A 12067-nucleotide genomic window follows, 5' to 3' on the forward strand; every position below is an offset into this window, starting at 1 on the left:
TGATCCACTATATGTAGGCAATGAATAACATTGTGCCGAATAATGGATAAGTCAGACGTCACATTCGAGCGGATGCGCACCTTCGTTCGCGTCGCCGAGCGTGGCAGCCTGTCGGCCGTTGCGCGCGAGCTTGGCGTCGGGCAGTCGACGATCACGCGGCACGTGCGGGAACTCGAAGAAGCTGTTGGCGTGCCTTTGCTCAGCAGAACGACCCGGCGTGTCACGATGACCGCTGAAGGCAGCCGCTATTACGCCAACAGCGTTCAGATCCTGCGCCTTGTCGAACAGGCCAGCGATGAGGCCCGGAGCACGCGCGGCGCGCCCGCCGGCACGATCCGGATAAGCTGTACGGCGGCTTTCGGTGTCTTGCACGTCAGCCGGCTGATCTTCGCTTTCCAGGATCGCCATCCCGACATCGGGATTGATCTCAGCCTCACGGACGAGCGGGTGGACCTCGTCCGCGAGGGCATCGATATCGCGCTTCGCCTGGGGCCGCTCACCGACAGTTCGTTGAAGTTGAGGGCGCTCGGCCAGTCACGGCGTCTGCTCGTGGCGTCTCCGGCCTATCTGGCGGCGCGGGGAAGGCCTTCTGTCCCTTCGGATCTGTCTCGACATGAGGGCATCCGGATGTCGAACGTGGCGGGCAGCGAAACACTTGTTTTGCAGGGCGCCGGCGGCGAGCGCCACATGGTGCCTTTCGCGGGGCGACTGCGGATCGATCATGGACTTGCCGCGCGGCAGGCCTTGGTTGCCGCTCGGGGCATTGCGCCGGCGCATCGATGGCTTGTGGACGATCTTCTGGCCGCGGGCGCGCTGGAGACGATCCTGACGGACTATTCGTTGACGTCCGTTCCACTCAACATGTTGATTGTCCCAGAGCGCGCGGGCGTTGCCAGGGTCCGCTTGCTGGTCGAGTTTCTGGCTGAGCGGATTGCCGAGATTCCAGGGATCGAGAAATCCGTCTCACAGAACTAGCCGCTGTCCGATCTGCCCGGAAGAGTAGCTTGCGGCGGTGCACTCCATCGTCTATCGCCGATGAACGATGACAGAATCCGTCCTTGAACCAGACCGCGCCACCGTCGCTTTACCCAACTGCATCTCCGATAGTCGCGCTGTCGCGGCGCGATTTGCGGCGTTGTCGCATCCGGCGCGGATCGAAATCATAAAATGCCTCTCGGCCAGCAATTCCTGCTGCTGCCGCGAGGTCGTCGATCGTTTCGACCTGGCGCAGTCGACGGTGTCCCAGCATCTGAAGATATTGGTCGAGGCCGGCCTGGTCCGGTTCGAGCCCGACCGCCAGCGCTCGCGCTACGCGGTCGATCGCGCGGCACTTGCCGAAACATCGGCATCGCTGGGCGCACTCGTCGATTCCTGCCGCTCCGGCCGCTGACCCTCTCACCCAAAAGGCAAGAAAATTGGCCGAAAAAACCGTCTCCGCCGACACTTCGACCCTGACGACATTGCGCAATTTGTGGCCCTATATGTGGCCGGCCGACCGGGCCGACCTCAGGGCGAGGGTCACCTGGGCGACACTGCTGCTGGTCGTCGCCAAGGTAACGCTGGTCGCCGGTCCTTATTTCTTCAAATGGGCAACCGACGCGCTGGCTGGCGGCTTCAAAACACCGCCGCCGCTGCCTTCCTTCCTGCTTGCCCCGGTGATGCTGGTCATCGCTTATAATGTCCTGAGGCTCGTTCAGCTCGGCTTCAACCAGCTGCGCGACGCGCTGTTTGCCCGGGTCGGCCAGCATGCGGTGCGCCAGCTTGCTTTCCGCACCTTCGTCCACATGCACCAGCTGTCGCTGCGCTTTCACCTGGAGCGCCGCACCGGCGGCCTGTCGCGCATCATCGAGCGCGGCACCAAGGGCATCGAGACGATCGTGCGCTTCATCATGCTGAACACGGCGCCGACCATTCTCGAATTCGCGCTGACCGCCGGCATATTCGGCTTCACCTATGGCTGGAAATACGTGGCCGTGGTCGCGGTCACCGTCTGCGTCTATGTCTGGTTCACGGTCAAGGCCAGCGACTGGCGCATCTCGATCCGCCGCGACATGAACGACAGCGACACCGACGCCAACACCAAGGCGATCGATTCGCTGCTCAATTTCGAGACGGTCAAGTATTTCACCAATGAGGCCATGGAGGCCGAGCGCTTCGACCGCTCGATGGCGCGCTACGAGATCGCCGCCACCAAGACCTGGACCTCGCTCGGCTGGCTGAACTTCGGCCAGGGCGCAATCTTCGGTCTCGGCACGGTGGTCGTTATGTGCATGTCGGCGCTGGAGGTCCAGGCTCACACGCAGTCGGTCGGCGATTTCGTCTTCATCAACGCCATGCTGGTGCAGCTCTCCGTGCCGCTCAACTTCATCGGTTTCATCTACCGCGAAATCCGCCAGGGCCTCACCGACATCGAGCACATGTTCGACCTGCTCGACGTGCCGCAGGAGATCGTCGACAAGCCCGATGCAAAGCCTCTGGTCGTCAGCGCCGGCAAGGTCGAGTTCCGCGACGTGCATTTCTCCTATGACCCGAACCGCAAGATCCTGAAGGGTGTCAGCTTCGACGTGCCGGCCGGCAAGACGATTGCCATCGTCGGGCCGTCGGGTGCGGGCAAGTCGACCATCTCGCGGCTCCTGTTCCGCTTCTATGACGTGCAGGGCGGCCAGGTGCTGATCGACGGCCAGGACATCAGGGATGTCACCCAGGAGAGCCTGCGGGCGGTGCTCGGCATGGTGCCGCAGGACACGGTGCTGTTCAACGACACCATCGCCTACAACATCCGCTACGGCCGCGTCGGTGCGAGCGAGGAGGAGGTGCGCAAGGCCGCCGAACTTGCCCAGATCGGGCCGTTCATCGAAAAACTGCCCGACGGCTACAAGTCGATGGTCGGCGAGCGCGGGCTGAAGCTCTCCGGTGGCGAGAAGCAGCGCGTCGCGATTGCCCGCACCATCCTCAAGGCGCCGCCGATCCTGATGCTCGACGAGGCGACCTCGGCGCTGGACAGCCACACCGAGCAGGAGATCCAGGCCGCGCTCGACCTGGTCAGCAGGGGCCGCACCACGATCGTGATCGCCCACCGCCTGTCGACGGTGATTTCGGCCGACGAGATCATCGTGCTCAAGGATGGCCAGATCGCCGAGCGCGGCACCCATATCGAGTTGATGCGCCAGCATGGCCTTTATGCCTCGATGTGGGATCGCCAGCGCGAAGCGACCGAGGCCGAGGAGCGCCTGCGCCGCGCCCGCGAGAGCGACGAATTTGGCGTCATCGTTCGCCGGCGGACGTCGGAGGTGTCGTAGGTTTTTCCTTCCCCGTTGTGGGGGAAGGTGGCCTCGCGAAGCGAGGTCGGATGAGGGGTGTTCCAGGGAACACCAACGCCTCACTCCGTCACGCACCCCTCATCCGTCTCGGCGCTGCGCGCCGATCCACCTTCTCCCGCAAGGGGAGAAGGAAAAGATTTCAAAAACACCGCTTGACCTCAACTTAAGTTGAGATTGTACGCCGTTCCCCAGAGCCCGCAAACACCATGATCCAGGAACGGAACAATCGAGATGAACGACATAAATCAGACTGTTAACAGTGGCAGCGTGTTCAGGGTGGACAAGTTCGTCGTGCCGGCCGCCGCCCGCGACGAGATTCTCACCAAGGTCAGGACCACGCACGAATTGCTGCGCCAGCAGCAGGGTTTCGTGCAGGATTTCCTGCTCGAGCAATTTTCGGGGCCGGGCGAGTTCAACCTGGTGACGATCGTCGAATGGGAAAGCCAGGCGGCTGTCGACAAGGTCGTGCCGATCGTCAAGGCCGCGCAAGAGCGCGTCGCCTTCAACCCGCAGGAAACGATCGCCAGGCTTGGGGTGCGAGCCGACATCGCCAACTATCAGCGGATTCAGGGGCTCTAGCCGGGCCAGCCGACGCCAGGTGCCGGCGCCTCGGCGCAGAGCACCTGGCCGGTCCGGGCCTCGCTGACCATGTGCTCGAAGCCGCGCCATTCCGCGGCGACGATGAACAGGGTTCGCCTGGCCGCGCCGCCCAGCATGCAAGCAAAGCAGCCGCGATCGACGGTGACGGTCTGCAAGACCTCACCGCCTTCGCGCACCCGCACGCAATGCTTGTTGGGAACATCCGCGTACCAGACCGCCCCTTCGGCATCGAGGCAGATGCCGTCGGGATAGCCATCGAGATCGGCCCACACCCGTTTGTTGGAAAGTGTGCCATCGCCAGCGATGTCGAAGGCGGTCAGCCGGCTGGCGTGGGATTCGGCAATGATCAGCGTCTTGTTGTCTGGGGTCACCACCATGCCGTTGGCAAAGGCGATATTCTCCGCCACTTGCCGGACCGAACCATCCGGCGTGACCAGCACGATCGTGCCCGGGTCGAAATGCTGGCCGGGAGCCGGCGCCGGTCCCCCGCCATTGACATAGATGTTGCCGCGGCCGTCGACGACAATTTCGTTCCACGGACTTTTCGAGAGGCCGCGCAGATCGGCATGGGTGACGAGACTGCCATCGGCTTCCTGCCGCAGCAGCAAGCCTTCCCGGCCCGAGACGACGAGCAGACGACCATCCGGCAGCCAGTCGATGGAGTAGGGCAGGACGGCCGGCACCGTGAGCATGATCTCGCGGTTGCCTTCGGCATCGACGGCGATGATCTCGCCGGTGCCCCAGTTGCAAAGCCACAGCCGTCCGTCATGCCAGCGCGGCGACTCGCCGAAAGCGAGGCCGGCAGTGATGAGATGCGCTTGGGAGGCAGGTGACTGCTGCATGTAGGGGGCTCCTGGTTGAGTGCATCAGCATCGCCAAATGGTCCATGATGACGCTGTCTCACCAAGGACGGGCGACTGGTCTTCGTTCCGACAGTTGTCGTTTCGTTTGCACCTGCCGTGAAGCATCGCCACCTCTTCTGGTTTGAGGCCAGCGGAGCGCCGCCGATTGTTGCGTTGCGGCGAGGGGGGCTTTCGGCTATTGAGGCCGGACCTGAAACGGAGCCCGTTTACACCCGATGAGCCTTGTCGATACGGTCAAGAACGCGTTCGTACCGATCCATCGCGAAGGCTATCCCTTTATCGCGGCCTTTGGCGCGGCGACGCTTTTCCTTGGCTATTTCTCCTCGATCCTGTTCTGGATCGGCCTGATCCTGACCGCCTGGTGCGTCTATTTCTTCCGCGACCCCGAGCGCGTCACCCCGATTGACGACCGCCTTGTGGTGAGCCCCGCCGACGGCATCGTCTCGGCGGTCGGGCCGGCCGTGCCGCCACGCGAGCTTGGCCTCGGCAATGTCGAGATGACCCGCATCTCGGTGTTCATGAATGTCTTTTCCTGCCATGTGAACCGCGCCCCGGTACGCGGCCGTATCGTCAAGATCGAACATCGGCCTGGAAAATTCCTCAACGCCGAGCTCGACAAGGCCAGCACCGAGAACGAGCGCAACGGCCTGGTCATCGAAAGCCCCAACGGCACGATCGCCGCCGTCCAGATCGCAGGTCTGGTGGCGCGCCGCATCGTCTGTTGGGCTGAGGCGGGCGGCTCGATCGGCATCGGCGAGCGTTTCGGCCTGATCCGCTTCGGCTCGCGCGTCGACGTCTTCCTGCCCTTGACCGCGACGCCGCGCGTTGCCGTCGGCCAGACCGCGGTCGGCGGTGAAACCGTGCTGGCCGAATTCGGTGGCGTCGCCGGTACGCCTCTCGTGCGGATTTCCTGAGCCGTGGGCACGCAATATAAGAAGTTCGAGGCCCATGCGAGCGGCGGTCCGCGCATCCGCGAGATCCCGATGCGCATGGTGCTGCCCAACCTCGTCACCGTGCTTGCCATCTGCGCCGGCCTGTCCGGCATCCGCTTCGGCTTCGAAGGCCGCTTCGAACCGGCGGTGGTGATGGTGTTGCTGGCAGCCTTCCTCGACGGCATTGACGGCCGCCTGGCGCGGATGCTGAAGGCGACCTCCAAATTCGGCGCGCAGATGGATTCGCTGGCCGATATCGTCAATTTCGGCGTCGCCCCGGCCTTGGTGCTCTATGCCTTCCTGCTCGACCGCGCCGGCTCGCCGGGCTGGATCGCGGCATTGCTGTTCGCCATCGCCTGCGGGCTCAGGCTCGCCCGCTTCAACGTGCTCGACGACGAGAAGGCCGACCGCCCGATATGGCAGTCCGAATATTTCGTCGGCGTGCCGGCGCCGGCTGGTGCCGTGCTGGTGATGCTGCCGCTCTATCTCTATTTCCTGCGGCTCGGGCTGGAGCCAAGCCGCCCGGCTGCCTTCATCGCCACCGGCTTCACCGTGCTGGTTGCCTTCCTCCTGGTCAGCCGGCTGCCGGTCTATTCCGGCAAGAGCATCAAGATCCCCGGCGACAGGGTGCTGCCGGTCATCCTGGCGGTCGTGCTCTACGTTCTCTTGCTGATGACCTATCCCTGGTACACGCTGACCGCGTCGGTCGCCGGCTACCTGATCTTCCTGCCGTTTTCCGTGAGCGCCTATTCCAAGCGCGCCAAGCTGGAAGGCGAGAAGGTGCCGCCCTCGGACATAGGCTAAGGTCTCAAGCCCCTGAGCAACAGATCACTCCAGGCCGACGCAAAGCGTTCGTCGCTGACGTCGATCGCACGCTCGCCCCAGATCGCTTCGAAGACCCGGAACATGGCGACGCTGCCGACGATCACGGCGGCGACGGCCTCGCTGTCATGCGGGCGCAGTTCGCCCTGGCGCTGACGCTCCCGCAGCCATTCGGCGACGGCAAGGTAAGTGCTTTGCATGATCTCGCCACGCGCCGCGGCTTTCAGTTCGGGAAAATGCTCCAGATCCCGCCACAGGATCCTGAGCACGTCACGATTGGCGCCGAGTTTTTCAAGCATGCTTTCCACTAGCCGCCGCGAACCCTCGTCGACGGAAAGTGTCGTCCCGCCAAGTTCGGCCCGGCCTTCCCGTGCGGTGCCGACAAACTGTTCGATCGCGGTGGCAAGCAGATCCTCTTTTGAGGAAAAATGCTTGTAGAGCGCGCCGGAGCCGCGCGACAGGCCCGCCGCCTCCTGAATCTCGGGAACGCTCGTCCGGTCGTAGCCGCGCTCGGCGAACAGGCGGATAGCCTCGCGCAGGATACGCTGGCGTCCGGTCGATGGCGGCTTCATGGCTGCTCCTGGCTCCGTGGGCACGATGACGGGGATTGGCGATCGGACATCAACATCCGACGGACAATCTGAAATGACCCGCGCCGCTGCGTGCAGCGCCGCTGACCGGTCACTGGCGCCCGCCTTGTTCGCAAAGCCACGCCTTCCAGTTTCTTTCGCCAAGCCGTTCGGCGGTTTCGACCAAACCCATTTTGAGGCTCATCTTGCGGCCGATCGGCAACGGCAGGACGAGACGCCTCAGCCCAAGCGCGTCGCGGTATTGCCGCGCGAAATCCGAGAAAGGCATCGTATCCGGACCGCCGATTGCCGGGCGTACGCCGCATTTGCCGTCGGTGACGGCCTCGGCCAGATATTTGGCCACGTCGCGTGTATCCACCGGATTCGACGGCGAGGTCGGCAGCGGCCAGACCGGCAGCCATTTCAGCCCACCGAGCATTTGCGCCAGAAGGTAATAGAACGGCGTCGCCGCGATGACCGACCATGGGACCGACGACTTCCGCACCAGCCGTTCGCCCGCCAGTTTCACGCGGGAATAGGGCAGGGTGCTGAATTCGAGGCCGACGATGGACACGAAGATGAAGTGCGAGACGCCGCTGCGCTCCGCGGCGGCGAGCAGGTGGCGCGTGCCGTCGACATCGACGCTGGAAGGGCTCGAAAAGAAATCGACCAGCCTCATGCCGCGCCTGGCGATCGGCGAGAGCGTCGCGGCGTGGATGACCGTATCGACGCCGCGCAGCGCCTCATCGATGCCATCTCCGGTCGCAAGATTGCCTGGGGCCCATTCCACGGAACTGTGCTGCCCGGCTTTCCGGGCAAGCAGCCTGACGGCGTGGCCAGCCCCGGTCAGCGCCGGCACGAGGTCGCGGCCGAGATGCCCAGTTCCGCCGGTGACAAGGATTTTTGACATTCGAGATCTCCTCGCTGTGCCAAACAGTGCCCGAAGCGGGTGCCATGGAATGCGAGACCACCGAAGCTTCGAACTTGAAGGAAGTGAATACTCACTCACCGGCAATTTGTCTAGGGAGATCACGCGCGGCATGAGCGCACAGATTGGCCCGGCCTGGATAGAGGATACGGGGAGGGTCAGGCCGCGACGCCGAGCCCCAGCCTGTCGATCGCCAGCTTGCGGGTCGAGACGTAGTCCGTCTTGCCCGACCCCAGCACGGGGATTTCCTCGACCTTGACGATGTCGTTCGGCACCATCAATTCGGCCGCACCTGCCTGCTTGCCGAACTTGCGCAATTCGTCGGGATTGGCATCGCCGGCGGTGGTGACCAAAACGATGCGCTCGCCGCGCCGCTTGTCCGGCACCGCTACCGCCGCATGGCGTTCTTCCGGCCACAGCGACTGCACCAGCATCTCGACCGCGCCCAGCGACACCATCTCGCCGGCGATCTTGGCGAAACGCTTGGCGCGGCCGCGAATGCTGATGAAGCCTTCGCGGTCGACGGCGACGATATCGCCGGTGTCGTGCCAGCCGGTCAGCGGTTGCAACTCGCCGGGCCGGTCCGCGGTCATGTAGCCCATCATCAGGTTTGGCCCATCGAGCCACAACCGGCCAGCGTCCGAGATGCCTTCGATCGGCTCCAGCTTCATGCGCATCGCCGGCAGCAGCCTGCCGACCGTGCCGTCGCGGCCGTGGATCGCGGTGTTGACGGCAACAACCGGCGCGGCCTCGGTCAGCCCGAAACCTTCGATAATCTCGGCCTGGAAGCGCTCGCGATAGACGCGGCGGGTTTCCGGTTTCACCGCCTCGGCGCCGGCAACGACGAAGCGCAGGCTGGAAAAATCGCCATCCTTTGCGGTGCGCGCGTAATTGGCGAGGAACGTGTCGGTGCCGAACATGACAGTCGGTTTTACCTTGCGCGCGACCTCGGGGATGATCTTGTAGTGCAGCGGCGAGGGGTAGAGGAACAGTTTTACCCCGGTGACCAGCGGCAATATGGTGCCGCCCGTCAGGCCGAAGGAATGGAACACCGGCAGCACGTTGAGCAGGATGTCGGCCGGCGAGATGGTGATGCGCGCCTCGGCCTGCATGGCGTTGGCATGAAGGTTCCTCTGTGACAGAACAACCGCCTTCGGCGTGCCTTCGGAACCCGAAGTGAACAGGATCACGCCCGGCTTGGCCGCTTCCTGCCGCTGCAGAGGCCAGCGCCACAGCAGGGCGGCGGCAAGCTTGTCCAGCGCGGTGACGCTGGTCCGCAGATCCTCCAGCCACAGCAGCCTGGCGCCGCCCTTTTCGACGGCCACGACAATGTCGGCTAGGTCTGCTTTTTCGACAAAGGCGCGTGATGAGATGACGGTCCGGATCACCGCCGTGCGCACCGCCGCGGTGACGCTCGCCGGTCCGGCCGTATAATTGATCATCGCTGCTACGCGGCTGGCCGACAGAAGCCCAACGAAGGACAGCACGACGCCATTGGCGTTGGGCAGCATCACGCCTACCGCCTCGCCCGGCGCGGTGATCGCCTCGAAGCGCCTGCCCAGCACTCGCGCGCCGATGAACATCTTGCGGTAGCTCAGCGCGCCCGAGATGACATCCTCGATGATGGGATGCGAGGCGCCGACCCGATCCGAAGCATCGCGCATGGCCAGGAACAGTCCGCGATCGAGGTTGCTGCCGAAAAGCCGAGCCTCGGCGACACGGTCGAACAGGGCATTGGTGTTCGAGGCCTGGTCCGGGTTGCGCGCCACCAGTTCGGCGATGGTCATCGGCTCCAGGACGCTGATCGACAGCTGCGGAAACCAATGCCGTGGCGCGTTGTCCGCCGGCGTCAGTGACACCGGCAGGCTGCGCGCGCCGGCGACGAAGATCGGCACGATGCGGGCGTCGGCCTGCATGGCGATGCGGGTGACGGCGCGAAACAGCCGAAACGTCTTGACGTCGGGCTCGACCGCATCCGGCAGATAGACGGCGAGCCGCCCCTTGCCCTTCAGCACGCGCACCAGCCGGCGGCTGACGAAGACATGTTCGGCGTTGAAGGCGATGGTGCGGCCAAGCTCGCGCCAGGGTTCGAGCCAGGGCGAGCGCGCCGAGACCTCGTCGAGGATATGCAGCGTGTCGTCGGGCAGCAGCGACAGCATCAGCGCCGGTTCGAAGCGCGACTGGTGCGAGATGACGTAGATGACCGGTACCTGCGCTTTGCGCGCGATCCTGATGCGGTTGTCGCTGACCCGGTAGGCGAGCTTGAACGGCACATAGAGCAGCGCCTGGGCGAAGCGCAGGCCGAGGCGGAATTTCTCCACCACGCCGATCAGCAGCCAGGCCACGACAAGACCCGCAAGCAGCGCCAGTGTCAGGATCATGCCGCATCTCTCCCAACGACTTTATCATCGCGGCTCTTTTGCGGCCGCGTCGGGCAGAGCGTAGACGATGTGGGAGCAAGGTCAATGCGGATGAGGACGGTCTTCCTTCTCCCACAGGGGAAGAAGGAAAGGCGCCCCTCAAGCCGCCTTCAACCGTCCGCTGATGAATCGGAACTCCTGCGTCTTGCCGCCATAGCCATAGGCGGCCGCCGGCACCTCATGCACGAAGGCATAGCTTTCTTCATGTATGCCGCCCAGCAGGCCGCCGAAGGCATCGAAGATTGCCTTGAGATAGACTTCCAGCTCGACCTTGGTATTGGTGCCGTCGACCACCTTGATGTCGAGCCAGAACGTGTTGGTTCCATGCTCGGCCAGCGACTTGCCGCCGGCGAACCAATGCTTTGGATCGATATAGGACACGGCAACGGCGGTGATCGTCGGATCCTTGCGCAATCGCGTGGCTGTGATTTCGGTCACCTCCCCGGCAATCCTGGCTGACAGGGCGGCGTCGGGCTTGCCGGTGACGCTGACATTGATGATAGGCATTTTTCTTCTGCTGGTTTGAGCGGCGTCCGATCGCCGTTGACAACACCATGCCACTATTGTCGGATCAAAAAAATCGAATTGTTTTTGATTGAAGATTCGATAAAATCGAATTATGGAAACGCTCGATCCCGATCTGCTCAGAACCTTCCTCGCTTTCGCCGACAGCGGCTCGCTGGCGCAGGCGGCTTCCAGCGTCGGCCGCTCGCCTTCGGCGGTGACCGCACAGATGCAGCGGCTGGAGGAGATCGTCGGGGAGCCGCTTCTGACGCCGCAGGGGCGGGGACGTGGCCTGACGCTGGCCGGAGAGGATCTCGTCGGCCACGCCAGGCGCATCCTTGCCGTGCATCGCGAGGCGTGGCTGGCGTTGAAGGGCGCACGCGCCGCCGGGCGCGTCGCCATCGGCACCACGCAGGATTTCGCCGACAGCGGCCTGCCGGAGCTGCTGCGCGCCTTCGCTACCAGCCATCCGCGCGTCAGGATCGAATTGCGGGTCGGCCGCTCCGCCGAACTGGCGCAGGCGCTGCAGGCCGGCAGCCTCGATCTGGCGATCATCATGCGACAGTCAGCGTTGGCGGACGAGGTCGGCGTGCTGCGCGAGCCTATGATATGGCTATGCTCGCAAAAAGGACTGGCCTCGCGCCAGGAGGAACTGCCGCTGGCGTTGCTCGATCCCTATTGCGGCTTTCGCGAGGCCGCACTTGCGGCGCTCGATGCGGCCGGCCGGCGCTATCGCATCGCTGCTGGCAGCGCCAGCCTTGCCGGCCTGCGCACCGCGGTGAATGCCGGCGTCGCGCTGACGTTGCGAACCGCGCGCTTTGCCCATTCCGGCATTGTCGAGGCACCGCACGAGCTTGGCCTGCCGCAGGTTCCGATGGCTGAGTTCGCGATCCGGCTGCGCGCCGGCGCCGATGGCCCAGCGAACGATCTGGCGGCACTGCTCCGCGGCAACCTGGCGTTGTCCGGGGCACTTGGCTGATTGGCCAAGACTTGTCCGGACTCGCGTTTACTCGCAAAGAAAAAGCCGGCTTTGCGGTCGGGCCCTTTTAGCAAAGAAAAAGCCGACCTTGCGGTCGGCTTGGAGTAAGACGGGCCGAGGGGTTTGGGGG

General features: G+C 64.2%; 12 protein-coding genes. 7 read left to right on the forward strand and 5 right to left on the reverse strand.

Annotated features, from left to right (window positions below):
• The first annotated feature begins 42 nt into the window (after positions 1 to 42).
• The 4 genes from FJ978_RS30130 to FJ978_RS30145 all read left to right on the forward strand — a co-directional run bounded on the left by FJ978_RS30130 (position 43) and on the right by FJ978_RS30145 (position 3899).
• Entirely contained in the window at positions 43 to 975 is a 933-nt protein-coding gene (locus tag FJ978_RS30130) for a LysR family transcriptional regulator (protein ID WP_140576371.1), read from the forward strand.
• A 67-nt stretch (positions 976 to 1042) separates the two neighbouring features.
• Complete coding sequence (locus tag FJ978_RS30135) at positions 1043 to 1390, forward strand: metalloregulator ArsR/SmtB family transcription factor (RefSeq protein WP_140576373.1); 348 nt, start codon at positions 1043 to 1045, stop codon at positions 1388 to 1390.
• A 25-nt stretch (positions 1391 to 1415) separates the two neighbouring features.
• On the forward strand, positions 1416 to 3299 hold the full coding sequence (locus tag FJ978_RS30140) for an ABC transporter ATP-binding protein/permease (RefSeq protein WP_140576375.1): 1884 nt from the start codon (positions 1416 to 1418) through the stop codon (positions 3297 to 3299).
• A gap of 252 nt (positions 3300 to 3551) precedes the next feature.
• Complete coding sequence (locus FJ978_RS30145) at positions 3552 to 3899, forward strand: antibiotic biosynthesis monooxygenase (protein ID WP_140576376.1); 348 nt, start codon at positions 3552 to 3554, stop codon at positions 3897 to 3899.
• Here the strand turns inward: FJ978_RS30145 and FJ978_RS30150 are convergent.
• Positions 3896 to 4762: an SMP-30/gluconolactonase/LRE family protein gene (locus FJ978_RS30150; RefSeq protein ID WP_140576378.1), complete on the reverse strand. Its 867-nt coding sequence runs from the start codon at positions 4760 to 4762 to the stop codon at positions 3896 to 3898. The genes FJ978_RS30145 and FJ978_RS30150 overlap by 4 nt on opposite strands.
• Before the next feature lie 236 nt (positions 4763 to 4998).
• Here FJ978_RS30150 and FJ978_RS30155 point away from each other — a divergent pair, with 236 nt between their 5' ends.
• Positions 4999 to 5697: a phosphatidylserine decarboxylase gene (locus FJ978_RS30155; protein ID WP_013896327.1), complete on the forward strand. Its 699-nt coding sequence runs from the start codon at positions 4999 to 5001 to the stop codon at positions 5695 to 5697.
• Positions 5698 to 5772: 75 nt separating this feature from the next.
• Positions 5773 to 6519: a phosphatidylcholine/phosphatidylserine synthase gene (locus tag FJ978_RS30160; protein ID WP_224730528.1), complete on the forward strand. Its 747-nt coding sequence runs from the start codon at positions 5773 to 5775 to the stop codon at positions 6517 to 6519.
• Here FJ978_RS30160 and FJ978_RS30165 read toward each other — a convergent pair.
• From FJ978_RS30165 to FJ978_RS30180, 4 genes are all read right to left on the reverse strand, one after another.
• A complete protein-coding gene (locus FJ978_RS30165) occupies positions 6516 to 7109 on the reverse strand; it encodes a TetR/AcrR family transcriptional regulator (protein ID WP_013896325.1) in 594 nt (197 codons plus the stop codon). The two genes, FJ978_RS30160 and FJ978_RS30165, sit on opposite strands and share 4 nt — an antisense overlap.
• Before the next feature lie 109 nt (positions 7110 to 7218).
• The gene (locus FJ978_RS30170; RefSeq protein WP_140576380.1) at positions 7219 to 8016 is read right to left on the reverse strand and encodes an NAD(P)H-binding protein; all 798 of its coding nucleotides are present in this window, start codon (positions 8014 to 8016) and stop codon (positions 7219 to 7221) included.
• Between the two features lie 176 nt (positions 8017 to 8192).
• Positions 8193 to 10415 (reverse strand): AMP-binding protein, encoded by a 2223-nt coding sequence (locus FJ978_RS30175; protein WP_140576381.1) that lies wholly within the window; start codon positions 10413 to 10415, stop codon positions 8193 to 8195.
• Between the two features lie 138 nt (positions 10416 to 10553).
• Positions 10554 to 10961: a 4-oxalocrotonate tautomerase family protein gene (locus tag FJ978_RS30180; RefSeq protein WP_140576383.1), complete on the reverse strand. Its 408-nt coding sequence runs from the start codon at positions 10959 to 10961 to the stop codon at positions 10554 to 10556.
• A gap of 112 nt (positions 10962 to 11073) precedes the next feature.
• Between FJ978_RS30180 and FJ978_RS30185 the strand changes: the two genes are divergently transcribed.
• On the forward strand, positions 11074 to 11937 hold the full coding sequence (locus tag FJ978_RS30185) for a LysR substrate-binding domain-containing protein (RefSeq protein ID WP_140576385.1): 864 nt from the start codon (positions 11074 to 11076) through the stop codon (positions 11935 to 11937).
• Positions 11938 to 12067: the final 130 nt, after the last annotated feature.

This window comes from Mesorhizobium sp. B1-1-7 (assembly GCF_006442705.1).
Taxonomy (GTDB): domain Bacteria; phylum Pseudomonadota; class Alphaproteobacteria; order Rhizobiales; family Rhizobiaceae; genus Mesorhizobium; species Mesorhizobium opportunistum.

Excerpts from the sequence above, each read along its gene's own strand:
- FJ978_RS30145 (WP_140576376.1), top strand. The coding sequence starts at position 3,552 with ATGAACGACATAAATCAGACTGTTAACAGTGGCAGCGTGTTCAGGGTG.
- FJ978_RS30175 (WP_140576381.1), bottom strand. The coding sequence starts at position 10,415 with ATGATCCTGACACTGGCGCTGCTTGCGGGTCTTGTCGTGGCCTGGCTG.
- FJ978_RS30155 (WP_013896327.1), top strand. The coding sequence starts at position 4,999 with ATGAGCCTTGTCGATACGGTCAAGAACGCGTTCGTACCGATCCATCGC.
- FJ978_RS30130 (WP_140576371.1), top strand. The coding sequence starts at position 43 with ATGGATAAGTCAGACGTCACATTCGAGCGGATGCGCACCTTCGTTCGC.
- FJ978_RS30160 (WP_224730528.1), top strand. The coding sequence starts at position 5,773 with ATGGTGCTGCCCAACCTCGTCACCGTGCTTGCCATCTGCGCCGGCCTG.
- FJ978_RS30135 (WP_140576373.1), top strand. The coding sequence starts at position 1,043 with ATGACAGAATCCGTCCTTGAACCAGACCGCGCCACCGTCGCTTTACCC.
- FJ978_RS30150 (WP_140576378.1), bottom strand. The coding sequence starts at position 4,762 with ATGCAGCAGTCACCTGCCTCCCAAGCGCATCTCATCACTGCCGGCCTC.
- FJ978_RS30180 (WP_140576383.1), bottom strand. The coding sequence starts at position 10,961 with ATGCCTATCATCAATGTCAGCGTCACCGGCAAGCCCGACGCCGCCCTG.
- FJ978_RS30170 (WP_140576380.1), bottom strand. The coding sequence starts at position 8,016 with ATGTCAAAAATCCTTGTCACCGGCGGAACTGGGCATCTCGGCCGCGAC.
- FJ978_RS30165 (WP_013896325.1), bottom strand. The coding sequence starts at position 7,109 with ATGAAGCCGCCATCGACCGGACGCCAGCGTATCCTGCGCGAGGCTATC.
- FJ978_RS30185 (WP_140576385.1), top strand. The coding sequence starts at position 11,074 with ATGGAAACGCTCGATCCCGATCTGCTCAGAACCTTCCTCGCTTTCGCC.